Here is a 24,712-nt window from a genome sequence, read left to right on the forward strand (position 1 = left end):
TGATGGTGGTGGTGTGTTTGGAGACAGCCAGTTTACCAGCACCCTGTCTGTCAACTTCCACTTCCCCAAGATCCCGCGAAGAACCCTTTTTTATGGCAAAGACTGGCTTAGCGCTTGATCTTCTTGGGGTTGGTGTAGCCCCAGATGGTGTACATGTCCGCCAGCAGGGCGCCGTTGTACTCCTCGAGATCCGCCTGTTTCACCTCGGTTTCACCCTGGCGGCCGAACAGCACCACCTCGTCACCGGGTTTGACTCCCTTGAGATCGGTCACGTCCACCATGATGGTGTTCATGGAGGTCTTGCCCACCACCGGCACCTTCTGGCCCTGGATCAGCACATAGGCCTTGTTGCTCAGCGCCCGACGATAGCCGTCGGAGTAGCCCAGCGGCAGGTTGGCGAGCCAGGAGTCGCGCTTGAGGGTGAAGGTGCGGTCATAACCGACGGTGTTGCCGGCCGGGTAGTGGTTGACGGAGGCAACCTGGGTCTTGAACGCCATCACCCGCTTGTACTCGGTGTAGGAGGGGATGGAGTCACCGTACAGCAGGCCGCCCGGGCGCACCATGTCGAAGTAGGCGTCCGGCACTTCCAGAGTGGCGAAGGAGTTGGCGGCGTGGATGGTGATCTTGCTGCGATCCAGCTTGCCCGCTTCCAGCAGCCACTGGGAGTCCAGCTTGAACTGGGCCAGTCCCATCTTGACGTCCTCTTTCTCCTCCACCGGGAAGTGGGTCATGATGCCGACCGGGGTGATCCCCTTGAGCTTGAGCATGGCCAGCGCGTCTTCCTTGGAGTCAGCCAGCCGCAGATCGATGCCGTTGCGGCTCATGCCGGCGGAGTTGAGCGCGATGTGTACCGGGATATTGGTGTGGTGGCGCTGGGCGATGTCGGCGATGCCCTGGGCACTCACCAGGCTGCCGATGAGTTCTTCCATCTTGTAGGGCAGGGCCTGTTCCACTTCGGCCGGGGTGGCGGCACGCACCCGCATCAGGCGGCCGGTGAAGCCCTTCTCGCGGGCCACGCGGGCCTCTTCGTTGCTGGCGATGCCGATGCAGGGGATGCCGGCCTTGACCACAGAGGGGACCAGCAGGTCGATGCCGTGGCCGTAGGCGTCGGCCTTCATGATGGCGCAGATCTTCGGCCCTTTGTCACCGAGGCGATCCTTGAGGGTCTGGATGTTGTGCTCGAAGGCGCCGAGATCGACTTCCAGCCAGGCATTGCTGGCGGTCTGCACTTCGCCGTTGCGATGATCGCTGGCCAGCGGCAGGTAAGGGGCCGCGACGGCCTGACCGGCCAGCAGGCCCAGGATCAGCGTGGCCAGCAGTGTCTTCTTGTGCATGGGGTGGTTCCTTTTTATTGTTTGGGTTGAGGTGCATGACGGTCGCTAGGGGCCGTTTTCACGCAGATGGGATAAAGTGTAGCCAAGGCATTGTTATTGTTATGAACTTTGACAATTTTCCAGGGCGCTATTCCCGTCGGGAAGTGTAACGCAAGGTGCCGATCGTGGCACCCTCCAGGAGTCAATAGATGATGAGTCTTGAGTGTCGGGTGCCACCGCTGCTGCTGTTTGGCCTGATCGTGGCGGCCATGCTGGGGTGGGGGGGCGTAGCAGAGAGCAATTCTGGCGCCGGTTGGCGGCTGGCCGCTCTGTTGTTGGCGGTGCTGGGCACTGTGTTTGGCTTGGGGGGCGTGCTGCGCTTTCGCCGCCAGGGCACCACGGTGACGCCGCTGCACCCCGAGCAGGCCAGTGCACTGGTAACGGGCGGGCTCTATCGCCTCAGCCGCAATCCCATGTACCTGGGGCTGCTCTGCTGGACGATGGCGCTGGCCTGCTATCTGGGCGGGCTGCTGGTGTGGCTCGGTCCGCTGCTGCTGTGGGGCTGGCTCAGCCGCTGGCAGATAGTGCCGGAGGAGCGGGCGCTGCAGGCCCGCTTTGGCGATGCCTATGCCGATTATTGCCGGCGGGTGAGGCGTTGGTGTTGAGCCTTGCCGTGTCGCCATGAAGCATAAAAAACGGCCCGCAAATGCGGGCCGTTTGTATGTGAATGATGCGGGGATCACGCCTTGGCGGTATCCACGTCACCCAGAGGTTCGGTTTCACCTAGGCTGTCTTCGCTCTTGGCGACCACGCTGGCGGCGATGGCGTTGCCCAGCACGTTGGTGGCGGAGCGACCCATGTCGAGGAAGTGGTCGATGCCAAGCAGCAGCAGGATGCCTGCTTCCGGGATGTGGAACTGGTTGAGGGTGGCGGCAATCACCACCAGAGAGGCGCGCGGTACGCCGGCCATCCCCTTGGAGGTGACCATCAGCAGCAGCAGCATGGTGATCTGCTGGGCCATGGAGAGCTCGATGCCGTAGGCCTGGGCGATGAACATCACCGCGAAGGTGCAGTACATCATGGAGCCATCCAGGTTGAAGGAGTAGCCCATCGGCAGCACGAAGCTGGCGATGCGTTTGTCACAACCGAACTTCTCAAGACGATCCAGGGTTTTCGGGTAGGCAGCTTCGGAGCTGGCGGTGGAGAAGGCCAGCAGGATCGGCTCGCGGATCATCGCCAACAGGGTCACGATGCGGCGGCGGATAAACAGGCTGCCCATGGCGATCAGCAGCAGCCAGAGGCAACCCAGAGCCAGGTAGAACTGTGCCATGAAGGTGCCATAGGTGGCCAGGATGCCGAGCCCTTCCTTGGCGACCATGGCGGCAATGGCGCCAAACACCGCGAACGGGGCGAAGTTCATCACGTAGCCGGTCACTTTGAGCATGATCTCGGCGGCGCTGGCCATCAGCATCACCACCGGTTTGGCGGCATCACCCAGCGCGGCAGCAGCCAGCCCGAAGAACAGGGAGAACACCACGATCTGCAGGATCTCGTTGGTGGCCATCGCCTCGATCACGCTTTTGGGAATGGCGTGGGTGACGAAATCCTTGAGGGAGATGGCGCTGGCAACCACACCGGAGCTGGCGGTGTCGTCAGGCAGGGAGAGGGAGAGTCCCACGCCCGGTTGCATCAGGGTGACCATCACCAGACCCAGGGTCAGTGACAGCAGGGAGGCCAGCATGAACCAGCCCAGGGTCTTGGCGCCGATACGGCCCACGGTCCGGGTATCGCCCATCTTGGCGATGCCGACCACCAGAGTGGTAAACACCAGGGGGGCGATGATCATCTTGATCAGACGCAGGAAGATATCGGTCAACAGGGTGATGTCGCTGGCAAAGCCGGCGGCCTGGTCAGGGGCAAACATGCGATAGCCCTGGCCAGTCAGGATACCAACCAGCATCGCGATGAGGATGGCAACCGTCAATTTGTTCATTTTCATGGGGTGGGTCCCAGTTTTGATAAGTGCAGAGCGTTTCAAGCGGCAAGGGTGCCACTTCAGTCCGTTTTTGTGATCCGAGCCGTAGATTCCTGACAGCCGGTGTGCTGGCAGCATGCCTAATCCGGGGGGGTAAATCCAGCGCCTTGTGGCAGAATTTTATCTTGTCATTAGTTGTATGTGATATAGATCTTGCAATTTGGCTATATTAATCGCTGTTTATTTTAATCTTTGCAAGATAATCAGCTTTCATGGTTTGGTCGTTTTTCGCACTGCGAGTGAGGGTGAAGATGAGCAACGCCGAGATGCGGTGCTCCACGGTGCGCTGATCCAGAAAGGGATCTGGCTCGTCGTCATCGAACCCGAACAAGGGACGACTGGGCGTCACCCTGACCGCGTCCCGTTGCAGGGTCAATTCATTGACCTCAAGCCACTGATAACCTTCGGCTTGTGCCACTTCACCGGCCCGTTTCAGCACATACTTGCGAGCGGTTTCCCGGCTCACCAGATCGTTGCCGACAAATTCCAGCTGCCACTTGTCAGGCCCGAGCCGGGTCTGGGAGAAACCGGTCTGGCCGTTCCAGAACGATGGCTGGCTCTGATAAGGGGTGGCGCAGCCGAGCAGCAGGAGAGCGCAGAGGCCGAGCCACAGCAGACGCTGGCAAAAGGGGCGGGGAGAGGACATCTCGAACACCGGTTGGCAACACAGGGCATCACTACAGCACAAACCGATCGGCGGCACAATGCAGGCTGCGTGGTGGCGCGCCGTACCAAAAAGAAAAGGCCTTGTCATCTGACAAGGCCTTTCTCGGGGAATTTGGTCGGTGTGAGAGGATTCGAACCTCCGACCCTCTACACCCCATGCAGATGCGCTACCTGGCTGCGCTACACACCGACGGAGTCAGCTCGGCTGACGGGGGCTGAGTTTATGGAGATGGACCCTGCCTGTCAACAGTGGAAATTCCACTCCGGGATCGTTCGCCTGCTTTGCGAGCAATCTGCGCTTAAAGTGCCGCCAATCGCCGAAAAACCGCGCATGACAGGGCCGTGAGCGGCTGCAAAAAAACAGGCCGCCCGGGTGGGCGGCCTGTGGTGGCGCTGTGGTGACGGCGCACATACAAGAGGGATCAGCGGGTGAAGGTGAGCCGCTTGCCCAGCACCTCGTTGGTGACCTGGCCGTTTTGCCAGGCGATCTGGCCGTTGACCAGGGTCATCTCCACCGTGCTGTGGAAACGGTAGCCGTTGAAGGGCGACCAGCCGCACAGATAGAGCAGGTTGCTGTCGTTGACCACGTAGGGCTTGCCCAGATCCAGCAGCACCAGGTCGGCGAAGTAACCCTCGCGGATGTAGCCGCGATCCTGCACCTGGAAGCGCTCGGCCACCGCGTGGGAGGTCTTCTTGACGATGGTTTCCAGCGAGAATACCCCGTTGTGGTAGAGCTCCAGCAGGGCCAGCAGGGAGTGCTGCACCAGCGGCACGCCGGACGGTGCCTTGAAGTAGCTGTTCTGCTTCTCTTCCCAGGTGTGGGGAGCGTGGTCGGTGGCGATAATGTCGAGCACGTCATTGCGCACCGCATCCAGCAGGGCGTGCTGGTCGGCGGCACTCTTCACCGCCGGGTTGCACTTGATCTGGCTGCCCAGGGTGTCGTAGTCCGCCTCATTGAAGAACAGATGGTGAACGCACACCTCGGCGGTGATGTTCTTGTCCTTGAGATCCTTCAGATCCGGGGTGGCGGTGAAGAGCGACAGCTCCTTGGCGGTGGTCAGGTGCAGCACGTGCAGCTTGGCGCCGTACTGCTTGGCCAGGGAGACCGCCAGGCTGGAAGATTTGTAGCAGGCGTCGGCGCTGCGGATGCGGCCGTGCTCGCGCATCGGCACATCCTCGCCCCACTTGGCGCGGGCTTCGTCTTCCAGCACCTTGATGGTGGGGGTGTCCTCGCAGTGGGTGACGATCATCACCGGGCTCTCGCGGAAGATGGCGGCCAGGGTCTCCTGATTGTCCACCAGCATGTTGCCGGTAGAGGCGCCCATGAAGATCTTGATGCCGCAGGACTGTTTGGGATCGAGCTTCTTGATCTCTTCCAGGTTGTCGTTGGTGGCGCCGAGGTAGAAGCTGTAGTTGGCGGCGGAGGAGTTGGCGGCTATCTGGTATTTGGCTTCGAGGGCATCGAGGGTGGTGGTCTGGGGATTGACGTTGGGCATTTCCATGAAGCTGGTGGTGCCACCGGCCACGGCGGCCCGGGATTCACTGGCGATGGTCCCCTTGTGGGTCAGCCCTGGCTCCCGGAAGTGGACCTGATCATCGATCATTCCGGGGATGAGGTGACGGCCCGCAGCATCGATCACCACTGCATCGGGCGCCTGGATATCCGGGGCGATGCGGGCGATCCGTTCCCCCTCGATCAGCACGTCGGAGGCATAGATGCGGCCTTCATTGACCAGGGTGGCATTCTTGATAAGCAATTTGTTCATGGGGGAGTCCGGTTCCTTTGTCAGTGATCGCGGGTCATAATAGCGCAAACCGCCCTTTCTCTGTAGCAAGGCCTGACTGATGAAGTTATTTGTAAAAGATTTGACCGTGATCGACTCCAGCTACCTGTGCGAACGCCGCGGTATGGTGGGGGAGAGCTGGTTGGTGGACATCGAAATGAGCGGCGAGCTCAACGAGATGAGCATGTTGCTGGACTTCGGCCGGGTCAAGAAACTGATCAAGTCGATCATCGACGACGAGGTGGATCACAAGCTGCTGGTGCCGACCGAGTGCCCCCTGGTGCAGGTGGCCCAGCTGGACGGTGACGAGAGTACCGTCGATCTGCTGCGGCCGGGTCGCTCCATTCACCTGCGCTGCCCGAGCCAGGGCTTTGCCTTCATTCCGGCCCCTCAGGTGGACAAGGAGTCCGTCACCCGCTATCTGCTGGCGGTGCTGGCCAAGCGGCTGCCGGGCAACATCAAGGATCTGTCGCTGACCCTGCGCCAGGAGGCCATCGACGGCGCCTTCTACCACTACAGCCACGGCCTCAAGAAGCACGACGGCAACTGCCAGCGCATCGCCCACGGCCACCGCTCTCCCATCGAGATCCACGTGGACGGCGAGCGCGACCAGGAGCTTGAGCTCAACTGGGCCGAGCGCTGGGCCGACATCTACCTGGGGACCGACGAGGATCGGGTGGCCCTCGGCGATCTCGCGTTGAGTGAGCAGGCCAAGGCCATCCTGCAAGAGGCTGGCGAGCACTATGTCGGCTTCAAGTATGTGGCGCCGCAAGGGCTGTTCCAGCTGGCCATGCCGGCGGCGGAGGTGGAGATGATCGACACCGACACCACCATCGAGCTGCTGGCCCACTACATCGCCCGCGAAGTGAAGAAGAGCGTGGGCGACAAGTTCATCAAGATTGTCGCCTATGAAGGGGTGGGCAAGGGCGCCATCGCCTACGCCTGATCCCGCGCCGCTTGCCAGTAAAAAACAAGGCCCCGCATCTGCGGGGCCTTGTCGTTGCCGGGGCTGGCGTGGGCGTCAGGCGCTGAGCCTAAAGCGCTTGACCAGGCTCTCCTGCTGCTCGGCCAGCGAGTCGAGCTGCTGGCTGGTCTCGGCCACCCGCTCTATGCCCTGATAGTTGAGATCCGAGATGTCGGAGATGCGGTTGAGGTTGGTGGCGATGTCGGCGCTGGTGGCCTGCTGCTGCTCGGCGGCGGAGGCGATCTGGCTCGACATGTCGCTGATGAGCACCACTATGCCCTGTACCTCCTCCATGGCGTTGTTGGCGTGGGAGCTCTGATCCATGCAGCTGTCCATCTCGCGCGAGCACTCCTGCATCACGCTGACCGCCTTGGCGACCCCCTGCTGCAGGTTCTCGATCATGGTCTGGATTTCGCTGGTGGACTGGGCGGTGCGCCCGGCCAGGCTGCGCACCTCGTCAGCCACCACCGCAAAGCCGCGTCCCTGCTCGCCGGCCCGCGCCGCTTCGATGGCCGCATTGAGGGCCAGCAGGTTGGTCTGCTCGGCGATGCCGCGAATGACGTCGAGGATGTTGCCGATCTGGCCGCTCATGGCACTCACGTCGCCAATCACCTTGCCGGTCTGCTGCAGCTTGCCCGCCAGCTGGTGGGTGGTGGTGATGTTGCCGGCCATCACCTTGCGGCCGGTCTCGGAGGCTTTCTCCACGTCCATCACCCGCTCCAGGGTCTGGTTGGCGGCCTGGGCCACCTCGCGCACCGAGGCCTCCATCTGGGTCATGGCGGCGGCGACCGAGGCGGTCTCCTGGCGCTGTTTTTCCAGGTCCGCCCGCACCGATTCGGTGGTGTGGCGGTTGTCATGGGCGGCGTTGTTGAGCTGGGCCGACGCCTGGGAGAGCTGGCTCAGCACTTCGCCCATCTGCTCGATCAGCAGGTTGACCTGGCTGCCGAGCCGGCCAAATTCGTTGTTGCTGCGAAAACCGATGCGCTGGGTCATGTCGCCCTGGGTCACCTCGGTCAGCACCCGCAGCAGCTCCTTGAGCGGACGGCGGATGGCCTTGCCGAGGGTGTAGGCCACCAGGATGGCGATGGTGATGGCGATGACCAGCGCCACCCCCTGGGTGAGGGTGCTCTGGGTCTGCACCTTGCCGGAGGCGCGGATGCTGTTGTTCATCAGCTGCTGGCTCTGGGCGGTGATCTGCTCGAGCTTGCTCTGGATGTTGACGATGAGCTTGCTGGCCTGCTTGCTCTGCTCGCGCATCCGCTCCTGCTGCTGCATCAGCGCCAGGTACTGGGCCAGTACGCCGTCGCTGGCGGTGGTGTCGCGCACGAAGCCGTGCACGTAGTGGCCCATGTTGTTGTCAAAATCCTTGAGCTCCCCCTGCAGATCCTTGATGGTGCTGTTGAAGCCCTCGATCTGCATCTTGTTGCGCTTGAGCGCCGCCTCGATGGGGGCGGGGATGCTCTGGTTGAGGGCATCCATGGTGGAGAGTTCAATGGCGGAGAGCTTGGTGGTCAGGGTCTCGGAGAGCATCTTGATGAAGCTGTCGTCGATGGTGATCATCATGTCGCCGAGGTTCTTCTTGAACTGGGGCAGGCTGACCTGGAACTGACCCTTGGCCTGATTCACCTTGTAGAGCCGGGTGAGCAGGGCCTGGTGTTCGGTGGGCAGGGTGTCGGTCAGCTGCAGGTAGTCCTTGACCAGCTGGTTGAGCGTACCGAGCTCCCCCTGCAGCTCCGGGTGCTCCGCCGCCTGCCGGGCGAGGGTGGCGAGGGTCTGGTCGACCAGCGCCTTGGCCTGCTGCAGCTCTGCCACTTCGGCCGGGATCTGCTTGAGATCCTGCTCGGTCAGCACGTCGGTGAGCCACTTGTTGGCGCTGAGCAGGCTGATCTGGGTCTGGCTGCTGGCGATCACCAGCGGCATGGTCTGCCGGGTGACCTGATCCAGCGCCTGATTGAGCTCGCTCTGGCTGCGGAAGGTGAGTACCGAGGTGGCCGCCATCACGGCCACCAGGATGGCAAAGCCAAGATAGACCCTCTGCAAGATGGAGAGGTCTGACATTGTTTGTTTCATTATTGTCCCGCTGTATATGCAAAAGTCCCTTGCCTGAATACCCCGTCCATTTGATACCCTGCTACCACTGTGGGCGAGCAACGTCGGCAGACGTCTTCCGGCTATCGGTATTTTTAACAATAACTGAAGAGAATGGGACAACGGCTGTGTCAAATGTCGGCTTGTGTCACACTTGCCGGGCCTCGATGACGGGCGTTGGAACCGCTTGAGACAGGCATTGAATTTTCTTTTTCATATAAAGGAGTTATCCATGGCGCAAGAAACCATTTTCAGCAAAATCATCCGCAAAGAGATCCCCGCCGACATCCTTTATCAAGACGACCTGGTGACCGCCTTTCGCGACATCCAGCCCAAGGCCAAGACCCATATCCTGATCATCCCCAACGTGCTGATCCCCACCGTCAACGACGTGGAGCCGGATCACGAGCTGGCGCTGGGCCGGATGTTCACCGTCGCCCGCAAGCTGGCCAGCGAGGCAGGCATTGCCGAGGATGGCTACCGCCTCATCATGAACTGCAACCGCCACGGCGGGCAGGAGGTCTACCACATCCACCTGCATCTGGTCGGCGGCCAGCCGCTGGGACCCCTGCTCAGCCTGTGATGCCGCGCCTTCCGCTGGCCGGTCTGCTGCTGGCCGGTTCCCTGCTGGGGGGCTGTGCCTCCCACTGGCAAGACATGTTCGTCTCTTATTCCGATCAGATGGTGCCGCTGCGCAACCAGCTGTTGCTGGGTCATGCCGCCGAGGCGCTGCCCGAGGTGCGCGACTCCACGCCGGGGGACGATACCTATGTGCTGGACCGGCTCGAGCAGGGGCGCATCGCCTGGCTGGCGAGTCAGGACGCCGCCAGCAAGCAGGCCTTTGCCGCCGCCGACAGCCGGCTGGCGTGGGAAGACAATCAGGCCGAGTACCGGGTCAGCCAGGGGCTGGCCCAGGCGGGCAGCCTGCTCACCAACGACCAGACCATGGTTTACCGTGCGCCCGATTACGAGCGCACCATGCTGCACCACTATCTGGCTCTCAACTACCTGCAGCGCGGGGATGCTGAGGGGGCCCTGGTGGAGGTGCGCCGCGCCAACCAGGTGCAGGAGCAGGCCCTCAAACGGCGGGCCGACGAGGTGCGCAAGGCAAAGGATGAGAGCGAAGAGGCCGAGGCCGAAGGGGAGATGCGCCAGCTGATGTCGCGCGGCGCCCCCGAGCTCGACCGGCTGATCGGGCGGGTCAAGAACGGTTTTCAGAACGCCTACACCTTCTATTTCTCCGGCGTGCTCTATGAGGCGGCCGGTGATCTCAACGATGCCTGGGTCGACTATCAGCGCGGTTACCAGATAGCGCCGGACAACCGCAGCCTGCAGGATGCCTTGCTGCGCTTGGCCCGGCAGCGTGGCGCTGCAGACGAGATCCGCGAAACCGAGAAAAAGGTGGGCCGCAAGGCACCGCCCTTGGCCAAGGATCAGGGCCAGCTGGTGGTGCTGTTTGAAGATGGGCTGATCCCGGCGCGGCGCGAGCTGTTCCTGCCGCTGCCTATCTCCACCTCCGGCGGCGATTTTCGCACCTTTACCGTGGCCATCCCCTATTACGATAATCGGGCCAGCGACACCGGGCCGCTCACGGTATCGGTGGGCAAGCGGGTCGAGCAGACCAGCGAGCTGGTCAGGCTGGAGGCGCTGGCGGCCAAAGATCTGCAGGAGCGGCTGCCCGGCATGCTGACCCGCCAGGCGCTGCGGCTGGTGGCCAAGGAGCAGGTGCGGCGCACCGCGGCCAAGGAGGGGGGCGATGTGGGCAACATTCTGGTCGGCATCTTCAATACCCTCTCGGAGCGGGCTGACACCCGCAGCTGGCTGACGCTGCCGGCGCAGGCAGCGAGCTGGCAGGGGATGCTGCCTGCGGGCGACGTGGCCCTCACCCTGGGCGCGGGGGCAGCACAGCGGCAATTGCCGCTCACCATCCACCAGGGACGCACCACCCTGGTGTGGGTGCAGCGCCTCGGCGCCGGGTTGACGACGCGGGTGATGCCGCTGTGACGGCGAACGATGGCAATACACATGAGTGACCGGTCGGGCCCCTCGGGGTCGCCGGCAAGGAGAGCAAGATGAAAGCACACGGGTTGGCTCTGGGCCTGGTTCTGCTGCTGGCAGGCTGCGCCACCAATACCTCCGGCGTGGCGCTCTATGGGGCGGCGGGCGCCGCGCCAGTGACGGAGCAGCATCAAAACGTCAATGTCACCCTGACCGAGCTCAGCCGGCGCGAACAGAACGGCCTGCTGCAGGTCAATGTGGCGGCGGCCAGCACCCAGCGCGGTGACAACAAGCTGCAATACCTGTTCTATTGGTATGATGAGGCGGGGCAGGAGGTGGCCAGCGATGGCCGCGGCTGGACGCCGCTCAAGCTGCACGGCTATCAGACCCGCACCCTGTCTGCCCTGGCGCCGAGCCCGGCCGCCCGGGGCTACCGGATTTACGTACGCGAAGTGATTGAGGAATCCTACTGATGAAAATGAATCATGCCCTGCTGATCCTGACCGGCGCCCTGGTGCTGGGCGGCTGCTCCAGCACCACCGTCAGCTATGGCGATCCGACCGAAACCGAGACGGTGACCGTCGATTACGGTTCCAGCGATCTGCAGGCCATCGCCGACAAGATGGCGGATTCCATGCTGGCGTCGCCGGCCACCAGCGAGATCACCGCCGGCGGCCGTCCGGTGATGTTCATGGACTCCATCCGCAACAAGACCTCCGAACACATCGACACCGAAGCCATCACCGACACCATCCGTACCAAGCTGCTGCGCGCCGGCAAGTTCCGCTTCGTCGACATGAGCAAGGTGGCGGCGGTCAAGCAGCAGCTCGAATACCAGCAGAGCAGCGGCATGGTGGATCCTGCCTCCATGGTGCGCCTGGGCAAGCAGACCGGCGCCCGCTACATGGTCTATGGCAACCTCGCCAGCATCGTCAAGGACAACGGCAAGGTGAAGGATGTCTACTACCAGATGACCATGAACCTGATGGATCTGCAAAACGGCGAGCTGCTGTGGGCCGATCAGAAAGAGATCCGCAAGCAGGCCAAGAAGTCCACCTTTGGCTGGTAAGTCGAGCGAGGCCTCTCTGGAAGCGGCCGAGCGCGCCCTGCTGGCCCGCCTGCCGCCGCCCTGGCGCTCGGGCCGGCTGGAGCCATTGGCCAGCGGCCTGACCAACTGCAACTATCGACTGCGCCTCCCCTCGGGGCGCAGTCACTTTTTGCGCCAGGGCCACCCCGATCCGGTGCGCCTTGGCATCGATCGGGCCACCGAATGGCAGCTCTATCAGGGGGCCGTGGGGCAGGGGCTGGCCTTGCCCTGCCATCACAGCGATCCCGCCACTGGCCTGATGCTGCTGGACTGGTGCGACGAGCCGAACTGGCTGGCGGCGCCGCCCCCGGCTGCGTTGCAGCCAGCGCTGCTGGCCGGGGTGCTGACGCGGCTGCACCGGCTGCCGGTGCCGACCGTGGTGATGGCGGTGCGGGCCCACAGCGCCGGCTATCGTGCCAGGCTGGCCCGGGTGCCGGCCTGGCTGCCGGCGCTGGAGCGGGGGCTGCTGGCCAGCCGCGAGCCTGCCGATTGCTGGCTCCCTTGCCATCATGATCTCAATCCGGCTAATTTGTTGGGGAGCCGGCCCTGGGTCATAGACTGGGAGTATGGCGCCGCCGGGCATCCCGGTTTCGAGGTGGCCAGCATCCAGCGCACCCACAACTGGCAGGATGCCCAGCGCGAGGCTCTGGAGCAGAGCTATTGCGAGCGGGCAGGGGGGCCGGTCGGCCCGCGCGGCTTTCAGAGCCGGGCCTTTTTGCCCTGGGTCGATTACATAGGGCTGCTGTGGGCGCTGCTGATGGCCGAGCAGCAGCCGGGGCCCGACTACCAGGCGCTGATCGATCTCAACCGGCAGCGGTTGGAGTAGGCATCAGGCATTATGAATCATCCGTTGCGTCAACCCTGTTTCATCAACATTGGAGCCCTGCATGGTGACCACCTTTTCCTGGCGCAAGCCCAGTAGCTGGAGTCTGCTGCTGTTCTGTCTGCTGCTGGCTGGCTGCTCCACCCGGGTCGTCTATTACTGGCTCGACGTGGCCATCGTCTGGCAGCTGGACGACTACTTCTCGCTGGATCGCGGCCAGAAGCGCTTGCTGGACAACGAAGTGAAGGGGCTGATGGCCTGGCACCGCCAGCGCGAGGTGCCCCGTTATGCCGATGATCTCGATGCGCTGGCCAAGGCGGTGGCGAGCCCCATGACCCCGGCCCAGGTCTCCCGCCATCTGGATGCGGCCCAGCAGAGCCTGACCCGCACCCTGGAGAACACGGTGCCACGGGCGGTGCGGCTGGCACGCACCCTGACCGAGGCGCAGGTGGCCATGTTCATGAAGGACCGGCTCACCCGCCAGGCGGAACGGGAAAAGGAGTTTGCCGACAAGCCCAGGGAGGAGATGCTCAAGGAGTTTCGCGACAAGATGAACGAGCGGCTGGTGTTCTGGATTGGCGAGGTGAAACCGGCCCAGGCCCCGCTGGTGGCCCAGTGGGCCCAGTGGCAGTACGAGCTGCAGGCCCCCTGGCTTGAGTTTCAGACCGCCTGGACCAAGGAGCTGGACCGGCTGATGAAGCAGCGCCAGAGCCAGGACTTCGGCGCCCAGCTCACCGCCCTGCTGCAACAGGGGGACGGCCTGATGGATGGGCGCTTCACCGGCTACACCGATCAGTCGCGCCAGCGCACCGTCAACTGGCTGAGCGATCTCAGCCAGTCGCTGGACATCTCCCAGCGGGCCCACCTCTACAGTCTGCTCAAGGGCTATGCCCGCGATTTCAGGCAGATGTCGGAGGGATAATGGCGCCAAGGGGGCCGCAGGGCAGGGGCCGGCCGGCCCCCATGCCCTTGTTCTGGCGGGGCCCCTGTGGTAGTTTGCCCTTTCTATTATGCGGGAATTAACTTTTTGAGCCTGACCGACAAAGTGAAACTGGCGCTGATGACCCTGCTCATCACCCTCGCTCTGTTGTTCTCTACCCTCTCGGTGGAGGGGTTCAAGCTGCCCGCAGCCCAGCAGTCGACCCAGCAGGTACAGCTGATGGGGGAGAGTGCGGCGCCGACCGATGGCGGTCAGGTGATCCACTCGGCCAGCGACAGCGACGACGGGGTCGTCAAGTTCGTCAGCTCCCATCAGAATCACCTGCTGCGGCTCGAACACTCCCTGCGCAGCGATCATCAGCCCGGCAACGTGGTGTATCAGCTGATCATGAGCTGGTCCCAGCAGGCGATCCTGTTGCTGCTGTGCGGCCTGCTGTTCTATGCCGCCCTCTTCTATCGCAAACACAGTTTCCGCGATCGGTTTGCCACCATCCATCGGCACCGGTTGCAACGCCAGCATCTGCAATACCGTTTCTGTCAGAGTTACCTCGCCTGATCCCGATGGGGTCCGGTCCTTTCGCACCACCTCATCGCCTCCTGCTGCCTGCTCACCGCGTGTGAACGGGCCACTGTCTCATTCGTATTTTCTTGCGTGCCGCCTGCGTGGCGAGTGCGCAGCCTTCTCCTGACAGAGGCTGATTTCATGAGAAAAAAGAGTCGTATCACCTTGAACCGCATGAACATGTGGCAGTACGCCCTGCTGCTGCTCATGCTGTTCACCTTTGCATTTTACTCCCTGCCCACCTTCTTCGGTGAGCAGCCCTCTCTCGGTCTGCACGGCCAGACCAGCCTGACCGAGGCGCAGCGTACCCTGCTGGCCGACAACCGCATCGAGCCACTCAAACAGGTGCAGCAGGGCGAGCGGGTCGAGCTGGTGTTTGCCAGCCAGGCCGAACAGCAGCGCGCCAAGCAGCTGCTGGAGCAGCAGGGCTATGACAGCTCGGCGCTGACCCTGGAGTTCTACTCCAACGCCCCGGGCTGGATCAGCCAGCTCGGCGCCGCCCCCATCAAGCTCGGGCTGGATCTGCGCGGCGGCTCCCAGCTGCTGATCGGGGTCGATCTGAGCTTTGTGGTCGACAACCAGACCAAGAACCTGGTGGATATGCTGCGCACCCAGTTTCGCGAGGCGCGCCTGCGCGGCGCCAACGTGGCCCGGGTGAGCGAAGGGGAGGTGAGGGTGATTTTGCCTGAGGTGGCCGATCAGGCGCCCTGGCTCACCATCATCAAGGATTCCGCCGGCACCCGGCAGGATCAGTGGACCCTCAAGCGCAGCGGCAACGAGCTGCGGCTGGTGATGAGCGAGGCCGAGCGCACCCTGCTGGCCAACAACGCGGTGACCCAGAACCTGTCGATCCTGAAAAAGCGGATCAACGAGCTCGGCATCGTCGAGGCCTCGGTACAGCGCCAGGGTCAGGACGGCATCCGCATCGAGCTGCCCGGGGTGCACAATCCCAAGCAGGCGAAAGAGGTGATCGGGGCCACTGCCTCGCTGGCCTTCTACGAGGCCCAGGCCGACAGCCGCTTCTTCATGGCGGATCGCAACGGCCAGGCGGTGGGGCTGGCCCGCAAGCCGGTGCTGACCGGTGAGCACATCGTCGATGCCCGCGCCAACATGGGCGAGATGGGGCAACCCCAGGTCAACATCGTGCTCGACAGCCTGGGTGGCAGCAAGATGAACCAGTTCAGCCGCCAGAACGTGGGCAAGCCGATGGCCACCGTCTTTACCGAGTACAAGACCAATGCCGAAGGCAAGCTGCGGGCCCGGAGCGAGGTGATCAACGTCGCCACCATCCAGACCGCCCTTGGCAACCAGTTCCGCATCACCGGGATAGGTAGCCTGCCGGAAGCCCAGGAGCTGGCCATGCTGCTGCGCGCCGGCGCCCTCACCGCGCCCCTCAAGATCCTGGAAGAGCGCAGCATAGGCCCGACCCTGGGTCTGCAGAACATCGAGGCGGGCTTCACCGCGCTGGCGTTCGGCATGGCCGGCATGATGCTGTTCATGATGGCCTGGTATCGCAAGTTCGGCTGGGTCGCCATCACCGCGCTCATCGCCAACCTGTTGATGCAGGTGGGCATGCTGGCAGTGCTGCCGGGCGCCGTACTGACCCTGCCGGGGATCGCCGGTCTGGTGCTCACCGTCGGCATGGCGGTGGATACCCATGTGCTGATCTTTGAGCGGATCAAGGACCGGCTGCGGGAAGGGGGCTCGTTGGCCAACGCCATCGACTTTGGGTACCGCTCGGCGTTTCGCACCATCTTCGATGCCAACATCACCACGCTCATCTGCGCCGTGGTGCTCTATGCCATCGGTTCCGGGCCGCTGCAGGGCTTCTCCATCACCCTGATCCTGGGCCTCATCTCCAGCATGGTGACCGGCATCTGGGGCACGCGCGCCATCATCAACCCCCTGTGGGGCAAGAGCAGCGCCAAGCTGCTGAGGGTGTGACCATGACTGACCACCACCTGTGTCATCGCGCCGCGCGTTCGAGCCTGCTCCGCGCCCGCGTCACACGCTTCCCTGTGGGAAGCCCGAGCCATCTGCTGTCGAGGGAACAACAATGCTGAGAATGATCATTGCCATGGGGCTGACCCGCTGGCGTTACATCGGCCTGTGGGCCTCCGTGCTGCTGACCGTGGCGAGCATCGCGGTGCTGGCCATCAACGGCCTCTCCCTCGGTCTCGACTTCACCGGCGGCATCCTGCTGGAGTTTCGCATCCAGACCCTGAAGGAGGCTCATGAGCTCAACGCCCTGTTGACGGCCCCCCTGGCGGGCGTGGTCGAGCTGCACGGCGCCGGCGTGCCCGGCGAGTGGCTGATCAAGCTGCCGCCCCACGAGCTGCCCTGGGCGGCCGAGGAGCTGGCGGTGATGCTGGGTCAGCAGCTCAACCTGCCGGTGGAGCTGCTGCGCACCACCATCGTCGGCCCCCAGGTGGGCGCCGAGCTGTTCCAGCAGGGGATGCTGGCGGTGCTGGTGGCCTCGCTTGCCATCTCCGCCTACCTGGCGGTGCGTTTCGAGTGGCGCCAAGCCATCGGCATCCTGGTGTCGGTGCTGCACGACGGTCTGGTGGCGCTGGGGCTGCTGGCGCTGTTCAACATCGAGTTCGACCTCAACGTCATCGCCGGTCTGATGGCGGTGATCGGCTACTCCCTCAACGACAGCATCGTCATCTCCGACCGCTTGCGGGACTTGCTCAGCTCGCGCACCCAGATGGGGATCCACGACTGCTCCGACGTGGCCATCAAGGCCACCTTCAGCCGCACCATGATCACCTCGGGCACCACCTTGTTCACGGTGGGGGCCCTGCTGCTGTTCGGTGGCGACGCCCTCTACGGTTTCTCCTTCACCCTGTTCGCCGGCATTCTGGTGGGCACCATCTCCTCCATCACGGTGGCCTCCACCGTGCAGGAGCTGCTGGGCCTCTCGCCGCAGGCTTACCAGAAAAAAGAAGAGGAGCTGGCGGAGGCGGCGTGACCCCGCCATTCCCATGCAAAACGGGCCCTCGGGCCCGTTTTTTTATGCGCATCTGAAATGAGCCTCAAAAGCCCGAGCCAGGTTGCAGCAAGAAGGCGGCCTCCTCGGTCGTGTCCTGGCGGCCCAGGATGGCGTTGCGGTGGGGGAAGCGGCCAAAACGCTCGACGATCACCTGATGGCGGCGGGCAAAGTCGGCAAAGCCGGCGAAGGTCTCCCGCGCCGGGCCGTCAGCCTGCTCGGCCGCCAGCCCCTCGAACAGGGTCACGCTTCTGGCCTGCTGCTCGCGGGATTCGGCGTGCTCCAGCGGCAGGTAGAAAAAGACCCGTCCCAGCGGGGGCAGTGCCAGATCCGCCCCCAGCGAGAGCCCCTTGAGGCAGAGATCCCGCGCCTTGGCATCCTGGGCAAAGGCGGCGGGAGTGCCGCGGTGGATGTTGCGCGGCAGCTGGTCCAGCAGCAGGATCAGGGCCAGCCGGCCCTCGGCCGAATCGGCCCAGTGGGCGAGCTCGCCGGCAGCGGCTGCCGCGGCCAGATCACCGAAGCGGCTGGCGAGCAGGGCGTCGGTGTCGCTGTTTTTGCCCCACCAGAGGGGCGCTTGGCGTTTGGCGCGGGTGACGTCGTCGGTCTCTTCACCAAACCAGAATGTGATCAGCGGTTGCCAGGGTTGCATGGAATACTCCTTGGGCCTGCGGGCACCGGATGAATCAAGGCCAAATGACCCTGATGTGGTTGCTGCCGAACGGGCGGCTTCTCGTTACACTGTGCCATCTTTTCCCGCAATAGGGATCCCCCTTCGGCCGGCATCGGTTGGTCGGTCCTGTCGGATGACATGGCCAATGTACTCGATGGTGTGGCGCAGATGATGTGGCCAACAAGGGCGTGGTGTGCTGCGGGAAGCTCTCTTCTACTGACATAAGGATTCTCTGATATGGCCGGAACCAGTTTGTTGGCCCTGCTCGACGATATTGCCAGCGTGCTCGACGACGTGGCGCTGATGACCAAGATGGCGGCGAAGAAGACCGCCGGGGTGCTGGGGGACGATCTGGCCCTCAATGCCGAGCAGGTCTCCGGGGTGCGCGCCGAGCGGGAGCTGCCGGTGGTGTGGGCGGTGGCCAAGGGGTCGTTTCGCAACAAGCTCATTCTGGTGCCCGCCGCCATCGCCATCAGTGCCCTGGTGCCCTGGCTCATCACCCCGCTCCTGATGCTGGGGGGCGCCTACCTCTGCTTCGAGGGGGCCGAGAAGCTGGCCCACAAGTTTCTGCCCCACGAGGAGAGCGAGGGGGAGGCGCACACCGCACCCATTCCCGATGATCTGGTGGCGTTTGAACAGCAGAAGATAAAGGGGGCCATTCGCACCGACTTTATTCTGTCGGCCGAGATCATCGTCATCGCCCTTGGCACGGCACAGGGGGCGAGCCTGGCGCTGCAGCTGTCAGTGGTGGCGGGCATCGCCCTGCTGATGACGGTGGGGGTCTACGGTCTGGTGGGGCTCATCGTCAAGCTCGATGACATCGGCCTGCACCTGCTGCAAAAGCCCGATGGCAGTGCCTTGCGCCGGGCGGTGGGGCAGGGGCTGCTGGTGACGGCGCCGCGGCTGATGCACCTGCTGGCACTGGTCGGCACCATCGCCATGTTCATGGTGGGGGGCGGCATTTTGGTGCACGGCTGGCCTTTCGTGCACCACCTGATTGAAGGGGCCGCCGCCGCCGTGGCTACCCTGCCTGCGGTCGGCGCCGCCCTCGCGCTGGTGACGCCGACCCTGCTCAATGCCGTGGCCGGCGTGGTGGCCGGGCTGGTGCTGGTGCTGGCCATGACCCTGGTGAGCAAGCTCAAGCCCGCCAAATAGTGGCGGCGGGCTGACCCTCGCGGGGGATATCCCTGCGATGGGGGGCCTCCCGTCAGATACTGTCTCGTCTGTTGCCTCGGATGGGGGCTAGGCAAGGACCTGCCCCCTTCGTACTATCCGGCAGACACCCGCTCACAGAGGCGGGGTCAGCCCACATGGACGCAAACAGACAAGGAAGGTCATGAAACCACCCGTTTGGCTGGATGATCACATCTATGCCGCCCCCGACTGCCCGGCGATCGACGCCGATTTCCAGCGTGCCCGCGAGGCCCTTAACCGCCTGCCACCCCTGCTGGATGAACTACCCAAGACCAACGACATCAATGCCTTGCGCCATCTGCTTCGGGCCATTCGGGCCTGCTGGCGCGAGGTGCGCAGGCTGGAGTGGAACTGCCAGATCTACGGTTACAACCGGCTCAGCCGGGATGGGCGCGACGAGGCGGCCCGGCTGCTGCTCTCCCGTGGCCAGCAGTTGCAGGCAAGCCTGGCCCAGCTCTGCAAACCGGTGACCCTGTTCTGGGTGCGAGCCCCCGAGGAGCTGGTGCGCGCCCTGCTGCAGGATCCCGAGCTGTTCGAACTCGCCTACGCCATTCGCCACGATCGGCGCCAGCGGGATCAGTGGTTGTCGCTCGAGAGCGAGCAGTTGATCGCGGGGCTGAGCGTGGATGGCCTGCAGGGGTGGGGGGATCTCTACGGTAGCCTGGTCGGCAGGCTCAGGCCGGTGGTGGAGGGGCAGCCCATGGGGCTGGCCCAGGCGGACAACCTGCTGGCCCACCCGCAGCGGGCGCGGCGCGCCGCCGCCTGGCACGCCATCCAGGCTGCCTGGGGGGCGGAGCAGGAGACGGTGGCCGCCATCCTCAACGCCATCAACGGCTGGCGCAACGAGCTGACCCGCCAGCGTGGCAGGGAACGCAGGTGGGATGCGCTCGACGTTTCCTGCCATCAGGGGCACCTGGAGCGGGTCACCCTGGAGACCCTGATGACGGCAGCCGGCGAGCACAAGGCGCTGGGGCGACGGGCCTTGCGCGCCATGGCCTGCGGCCAGCAGATCAGTGATTTCGCCCCCTGGGATCTCTATGCCCCGGCGCCGGCTGCGGCGAGCGGCCTGATCAGTTTCGAGCAGGCGCTGGCCCTGGTGGCCGACGCCTTCGCCGGGTTTGACCCCGAGATGGGGGCCTTTGCCCGCATGATGGCGGCCAATGGTTGGATCGACGCCGCCCCGAGCGAACACAGGCGCAGCGGTGCCTACAGCACCGAGTATGCCGATCCGCCCGAACCGCGGGTGTTTCTCACCTTCGAGGGGACCCTGGACAACGTCATCACGCTCGCCCACGAGTTGGGCCACGCCTGGCACAGCTGGCTGCTGCGGGAGTTGCCACTGGAGCAGCGTGACTACCCCAAGACGCTGGCGGAGACCGCCTCCCTGTTTGCCGAGGCGCTGGTGCGCGATGCCCTGCTGGCGGCCACCGACAACATGGAGCAGCGCCGGGCCATCGCCTGGCTGGACGGGGAGCGCGCTGCCAGCCTGCTGCTCGACGTGCCGGCCCGCTTTACCTTCGAGCGGGCCCTGGTGGCGGCGCGGGAGCAGGGCTACGTGGGGGCCGGCCAGCTGCGGCAGATGATGAAATCGGCGCAACAGCAGTGGTATGGTGACACCCTGAGTCAATATGACGAGCTGTTCTGGGCCAGCAAGGGCCACTTCTCCATCGCCGAGCTCGGGTTCTACAACTACCCCTATCTGTTTGGCTATCTGTTCAGCCTGGGGCTCTATGCCCAGCAGGCGCGGGCGGGGCGCGAGTTCGTCCACGCCTATCGGGAGCTGCTGCGCGACACCGGCCGCATGAGCGCAGAAGAGCTGGTGGAGAAGCATTTGGGGGTCGACATCCGTGAGCCCGCCTTCTGGCAGGAGAGCCTCGATTATGTGGAAGAAGCGGTCGCCCGCCTCGAGCGGCTGGTGTAGGCAGTACGGCGGTTTTTATCCTGGTGGCGGGCCCTGTGGCTCGCCACGCGCATTCAAAGGGGCTCGGCCCCGCAACCTGATGACGAGCATTTGATGCAGCAACCAATCTACCCACAACAGTGGCAAAACCAGCATATCTATCCCGCCCTCGACTGCCCGCAGGTGGCCGCCGATCTCGCCCTGGCGCGCGCCAGTGTGGACGAACTCGGCCTGTTCCTCGAGGGGCTTGGCGCCGTGCGGGCCAATGCGCAGGCACTGCAGGATTTCTTGCGTGAAGTGCGGCTGCGGGCCCAGTGCATTCGCAACATCGGCTGGAACCTGGCCGTGCTGGCGGCCTGTCAGGGCAGTCAGGATGCCCGCGACGAGCTGGCCAAGCAGCTGGCCTCCCGCGCCCGCGCCCTCAATGCCGATCTGTTCAAGACCCTGGCCCCGGTCGAGGATCTGATGCTGGCGCTGCCGGAGCCCGAATTCGAGCAGCTGATGGCCGACTCTCTGCTGGGGGAGGAGGCGTACCGGCTGCGTCACGAGCGCCGCTTGCAGGATCAGCGCCTGCCGGTGGAGGCGGAGCAGCTGGTGATCGGCCTTGGTACCGACGGTCTGCACGCCTGGGGTAACCTCTACAACGATCTGGTGGGCAAGATCCGGCTGGTGATCGATGGCCGCGAGATGGGGTTGGCCGAGGCGAGCAACCTGCTCTCCAGCTCGCTGCGTGCCCTGCGCCGGGAGGCGTTCGATGCCATCAGCGCCGGCTGGGAGGGGGAGCAGGAGACGGTGGCCGCCATCCTCAACGCCATCAACGGCTGGCGGCTTGAGCTTTCGCGCCAGCGCGGTCGCAGCCGCCAGCTCGATGCGCTCGACCTCTCCTGCCATCAGAGCCATATCGAGCGGGCGACCCTGGATACCCTGATGCAGGAGACCTGGCGCGCACGCGGGCTCGGTCAGCGGGCGCTGGGACTGATGGCCGAGCGCCTCGGCATCGAAGAGCTGGGGCCGGAGGATTTGTTTGCCCCGCCGCCGGCCGCGGTGAGCCGCGAGATCCCGTTCGAGGAGGCGATCGAGATCATCGCCGAGGCGTTCTCTCGTTTTGATCCCGAGATGGGCGAGTTTGCCCGTATGATGGCCGAAAAGGGGTGGATCGATGCCGCGCCCACCCCCAACCGGCGCACCGGGGCCTACTGCACCAAGTTTGCCGAGCCGGTGGAGCCGCGGGTCTTCATCACCTATGCCGGCACCATGGACAACGTCATTACCCTTGCTCACGAGCTCGGCCATGCCTGGCACAACTGGCTCATTCGCGATCTGCCCATGAGCCAGCGCAGCTACCCCATGACGCTGGCCGAAACAGCCTCCATCTTCGCCGAGACCCTGGTGCGCAGCGCCCTGTTCGAGCAGGCGCAGACCCCCGAGGAGCAGCAGGCCATTGCCTGGGCGGAAGCGGACGGCGCCGCCACCTTCCTGGTCAATATCCCGGCCCGCTTCGATTTCGAGCGCGCCCTGGTGGCGGAGCGGGCGGCGGGCTATGTCTCGCCAGCACGGCTCAAGGCGTTGACCGACGAGGCCTGGGGCCGCTGGTACGAGCAGAGTCTGTGCCGTTATCACCCCCTGTTCTGGGCGGCCAAGGCGCACTTCTCCATCGCGGGCTTGGGTTTTTACAACTATCCCTACCTGTTCGGCTATCTGTTTAGTCTCGGCGTCTATCAGCAACTGATGCATCGCCAGAAGGCGGGAGAACAGAATGTGGCCCAGGCCTATCGCGACCTGCTGCGCGATACCGGCCGCATGAGCGCCGAAGATCTGGTGGCCAAGCACTTGGGCCAGGACATCCGCCAGAGCGCCTTCTGGCAGGGCAGCCTGGCGCTGGTGGAAGCGGCGGTAGAGCGTTTCGCCCAGACCTGCGGCTAACACAGGCTTGCTGAATGAAACCGCCGGGCAGCAATGCTGCCCGGCGGTTTTTTTATGGGACGGGTTTGCCTGGCTGCGGCTGAGCGGGCGGGCGCACCGGCCCCACCAGCAGGGGCCTCGGTTGGTGGCGAAGATCTGGCTGGTAGCCGTTGAAAAAGAGGTTGAGCAGCACCGAGCTGAGGGTGGCCAGCAGAATGCCGCTGTGAAACAGCGGTTGCAGGGCGGCGGGGAAGTGCTGGAAGAAGTGGCCGGAGACGGTGGGGATCATGCCGACGCCTAGGCTGATGGCGACAATGTAGAGGTTGTGGCGATTGCTGTTGTAGTCGGCCCTGGCCAGGATGCGGATGCCGGTAGCCAGCACCATGCCGAACATCACGATACCGGCGCCCCCCAGCACGAAGGGGGGAATGGAGGCGACCAGCACCGACATCTTGGGCACCAGGCCGAAGGCGAGCAGGATCCCCCCCGACATGACGCAGACCCAGCGGCTCGATACCCCGGTCACGCTCACCAGGCCGATGTTCTGGGAGAAGGAAGTGTGGGGGAAGCTGTTGAAGATGCCGCCGATGATGGTGCCGATGCCGTCCACCCGCAGGCCGCGCACTATGTCGCCCCGGCTGGCCGGGTGGCCGACGATGTCGCCGAGCGCCAGAAACATCCCCATCGACTCGATGAAGGTGATCAGCATGATGACGGTAAGGGTGGCGATGGAGATGGGATCGAAGGTGGGCCAGCCGAAGGCGAACGGCACTATGGGGGCGAACCAGGCCGCTTCACTCAGACCGTCCAGGCTCACTTCTCCCATGGCAATGGCCACTCCGAAACCGAAGATGATCCCGAGCAGTACCGAGATGTTGCTGAAAAAGCCCTTGGTGAAGCGGGTCACCAGCAGGATGAAGGCCAGCACCAGAAAGCTGGTGCCGATGTAGCGCAGGCTGCCGTACTCGGGGTTGCCCTTGCCCCCCGCCATCCAGTCGATCCCCACCTGCATGATGCTGATGCCGATAGAGGTGATAACCACCCCGGTCACCACGGTGGGAAAGAGCGGCATCAAGCGGCCGATGAGGGGCACCAGCAGGGTGGAGAGGATGCCGGCGGCGATGGTGGCGCCGAAGATGCCGGTGAGCCCCAGCGCCGGGTTGGCGCCGATGGCCAGCATGGGCATGACGGCGGCGAAGGTGACCGACATGATGACCGGCAGGCGGATCCCGGCGAAGCGGCCGATGCCAAGGCACTGCAGCAGGGTGACGATGCCGCAGCAGAAGAGATCCGAACTGATGAGATAGGAGATTTGATCCTTGGGCAGCCCCAGGCTGCCGCCGATGACCAGCGGCACCGCCACGGCGCCGGCATACATCACCAGCACATGCTGCAGGCCGAGGGTAAAGAGCTGGCCGGGGGGGAGCAGGCGCTCCACTTCGTCGATGGCGCGGCCCTTGGCCGCCCCGGGGGGCTGGGTCTGGTTCTGGTTCATGAACAGATCACTCCTTGCGACCCGGCGGCGAGAGCCGGGCAAGATGGGGCAGGCTGGCTGTCCCGTTCATGGATGGGGTCCGGGTCGCCCTGGATCCGGCCGCGCAGGCGAAGGTTGCCTTCACGCGGTATCGCAGGGGGAGTGCAGGAACCGTGCTCAGCCGGCAGGCATGGGTGTCTGTTGGCCCTGTTTTTGGGTATTTTTGCAGGCGGGATCACGCTTGCACGCGCCGACGGCTGACAATCGTTTGCCAGTCGATGGGGGCGGGCTTTCAGATTGGTAGCCCGGTTATCATTTCGGTCG

At 64.2% G+C, this 24,712-nt stretch carries 21 protein-coding genes and 1 tRNA gene; 14 read left to right on the forward strand and 8 right to left on the reverse strand.

From position 1 onward, the window contains the following. Positions 1-107: 107 nt before the first annotated feature. A complete protein-coding gene (alr, locus tag C2U40_RS07835; RefSeq protein WP_029300389.1) occupies positions 108-1,334 on the reverse strand; it encodes an alanine racemase in 1,227 nt (408 codons plus the stop codon). Between the two features lie 188 nt (positions 1,335-1,522). Here alr and C2U40_RS07840 point away from each other — a divergent pair, with 188 nt between their 5' ends. After that, positions 1,523-1,978, forward strand: a complete 456-nt coding sequence (locus C2U40_RS07840; protein ID WP_103829105.1) for a methyltransferase family protein — start codon at positions 1,523-1,525, stop codon at positions 1,976-1,978. Between the two features lie 74 nt (positions 1,979-2,052). Here the strand turns inward: C2U40_RS07840 and C2U40_RS07845 are convergent, their stop codons facing one another. The 4 genes from C2U40_RS07845 to C2U40_RS07860 all read right to left on the reverse strand — a co-directional run bounded on the left by C2U40_RS07845 (position 2,053) and on the right by C2U40_RS07860 (position 5,780). Next, positions 2,053-3,312 carry a dicarboxylate/amino acid:cation symporter gene (locus C2U40_RS07845; RefSeq protein WP_026080087.1) on the reverse strand — a complete coding sequence of 420 codons (1,260 nt, stop codon included), beginning with the start codon at positions 3,310-3,312 and terminating at the stop codon, positions 2,053-2,055. 205 nt (positions 3,313-3,517) lie between these two features. Further along, positions 3,518-3,994 carry a CC0125/CC1285 family lipoprotein gene (locus tag C2U40_RS07850; protein ID WP_045789529.1) on the reverse strand — a complete coding sequence of 159 codons (477 nt, stop codon included), beginning with the start codon at positions 3,992-3,994 and terminating at the stop codon, positions 3,518-3,520. A gap of 133 nt (positions 3,995-4,127) precedes the next feature. Next, positions 4,128-4,204 (reverse strand) — tRNA-Pro (locus C2U40_RS07855). Between the two features lie 232 nt (positions 4,205-4,436). Beyond that, the gene (locus C2U40_RS07860; RefSeq protein ID WP_011706420.1) at positions 4,437-5,780 is read right to left on the reverse strand and encodes a dihydroorotase; all 1,344 of its coding nucleotides are present in this window, start codon (positions 5,778-5,780) and stop codon (positions 4,437-4,439) included. A 79-nt stretch (positions 5,781-5,859) separates the two neighbouring features. Between C2U40_RS07860 and C2U40_RS07865 the strand changes: the two genes are divergently transcribed. Then, positions 5,860-6,744 (forward strand): 6-carboxytetrahydropterin synthase, encoded by an 885-nt coding sequence (locus C2U40_RS07865; RefSeq protein WP_029302773.1) that lies wholly within the window; start codon positions 5,860-5,862, stop codon positions 6,742-6,744. A gap of 75 nt (positions 6,745-6,819) precedes the next feature. On the opposite strand, the gene C2U40_RS07870 is transcribed toward C2U40_RS07865, so the two are convergent. Then, positions 6,820-8,820: a methyl-accepting chemotaxis protein gene (locus C2U40_RS07870; RefSeq protein WP_233768827.1), complete on the reverse strand. Its 2,001-nt coding sequence runs from the start codon at positions 8,818-8,820 to the stop codon at positions 6,820-6,822. A gap of 262 nt (positions 8,821-9,082) precedes the next feature. Here C2U40_RS07870 and hinT point away from each other — a divergent pair, with 262 nt between their 5' ends. The 9 genes from hinT (at position 9,083) to secF (ending at position 17,230) form a co-directional block, all read left to right on the forward strand. Further along, positions 9,083-9,433 (forward strand): purine nucleoside phosphoramidase, encoded by a 351-nt coding sequence (gene hinT / locus C2U40_RS07875; protein WP_010633658.1) that lies wholly within the window; start codon positions 9,083-9,085, stop codon positions 9,431-9,433. Continuing rightward, entirely contained in the window at positions 9,433-10,854 is a 1,422-nt protein-coding gene (locus C2U40_RS07880; protein WP_181014955.1) for a COG3014 family protein, read from the forward strand. The genes hinT and C2U40_RS07880 overlap by 1 nt, the downstream gene beginning before the upstream one ends. 68 nt (positions 10,855-10,922) lie before the next feature. Beyond that, on the forward strand, positions 10,923-11,321 hold the full coding sequence (locus C2U40_RS07885; RefSeq protein ID WP_016351074.1) for a YcfL family protein: 399 nt from the start codon (positions 10,923-10,925) through the stop codon (positions 11,319-11,321). Continuing rightward, positions 11,321-11,917 (forward strand): penicillin-binding protein activator LpoB, encoded by a 597-nt coding sequence (gene lpoB, locus C2U40_RS07890; protein WP_103829102.1) that lies wholly within the window; start codon positions 11,321-11,323, stop codon positions 11,915-11,917. The genes C2U40_RS07885 and lpoB overlap by 1 nt, the downstream gene beginning before the upstream one ends. Next, positions 11,907-12,761 carry a choline kinase family protein gene (locus C2U40_RS07895; RefSeq protein WP_103829101.1) on the forward strand — a complete coding sequence of 285 codons (855 nt, stop codon included), beginning with the start codon at positions 11,907-11,909 and terminating at the stop codon, positions 12,759-12,761. The genes lpoB and C2U40_RS07895 overlap by 11 nt, the downstream gene beginning before the upstream one ends. 61 nt (positions 12,762-12,822) lie before the next feature. Next, positions 12,823-13,680, forward strand: a complete 858-nt coding sequence (locus tag C2U40_RS07900; protein ID WP_103829100.1) for a DUF6279 family lipoprotein — start codon at positions 12,823-12,825, stop codon at positions 13,678-13,680. Between the two features lie 66 nt (positions 13,681-13,746). After that, entirely contained in the window at positions 13,747-14,253 is a 507-nt protein-coding gene (locus tag C2U40_RS07905) for a hypothetical protein (RefSeq protein WP_103829099.1), read from the forward strand. Between the two features lie 147 nt (positions 14,254-14,400). After that, positions 14,401-16,203 carry a protein translocase subunit SecD gene (gene secD, locus C2U40_RS07910; protein ID WP_024944905.1) on the forward strand — a complete coding sequence of 601 codons (1,803 nt, stop codon included), beginning with the start codon at positions 14,401-14,403 and terminating at the stop codon, positions 16,201-16,203. Positions 16,204-16,315: 112 nt separating this feature from the next. After that, positions 16,316-17,230 carry a protein translocase subunit SecF gene (gene secF, locus C2U40_RS07915; RefSeq protein ID WP_024944906.1) on the forward strand — a complete coding sequence of 305 codons (915 nt, stop codon included), beginning with the start codon at positions 16,316-16,318 and terminating at the stop codon, positions 17,228-17,230. Between the two features lie 64 nt (positions 17,231-17,294). Here secF and C2U40_RS07920 read toward each other — a convergent pair whose 3' ends face one another. Continuing rightward, positions 17,295-17,897 carry a DUF924 family protein gene (locus tag C2U40_RS07920; RefSeq protein ID WP_103829097.1) on the reverse strand — a complete coding sequence of 201 codons (603 nt, stop codon included), beginning with the start codon at positions 17,895-17,897 and terminating at the stop codon, positions 17,295-17,297. Between the two features lie 258 nt (positions 17,898-18,155). Between C2U40_RS07920 and C2U40_RS07925 the strand changes: the two genes are divergently transcribed. From C2U40_RS07925 to C2U40_RS07935, 3 genes are all read left to right on the forward strand, one after another. Further along, positions 18,156-19,073, forward strand: a complete 918-nt coding sequence (locus C2U40_RS07925; protein WP_103829096.1) for a DUF808 domain-containing protein — start codon at positions 18,156-18,158, stop codon at positions 19,071-19,073. A 181-nt stretch (positions 19,074-19,254) separates the two neighbouring features. Then, positions 19,255-21,033 (forward strand): M3 family oligoendopeptidase, encoded by a 1,779-nt coding sequence (locus C2U40_RS07930; RefSeq protein ID WP_103829095.1) that lies wholly within the window; start codon positions 19,255-19,257, stop codon positions 21,031-21,033. Positions 21,034-21,126: 93 nt separating this feature from the next. Continuing rightward, positions 21,127-22,935 carry a M3 family oligoendopeptidase gene (locus tag C2U40_RS07935; RefSeq protein WP_103829094.1) on the forward strand — a complete coding sequence of 603 codons (1,809 nt, stop codon included), beginning with the start codon at positions 21,127-21,129 and terminating at the stop codon, positions 22,933-22,935. Positions 22,936-22,987: 52 nt separating this feature from the next. Here C2U40_RS07935 and C2U40_RS07940 read toward each other — a convergent pair whose 3' ends face one another. Continuing rightward, positions 22,988-24,409, reverse strand: coding sequence for a nucleobase:cation symporter-2 family protein (locus C2U40_RS07940; protein ID WP_103829093.1), 1,422 nt, complete (start codon positions 24,407-24,409; stop codon positions 22,988-22,990). Positions 24,410-24,712: the final 303 nt, after the last annotated feature.

This window comes from Aeromonas sp. ASNIH4 (assembly GCF_002934425.1).
GTDB classification, from domain to species: Bacteria; Pseudomonadota; Gammaproteobacteria; order Enterobacterales; family Aeromonadaceae; genus Aeromonas; species Aeromonas hydrophila.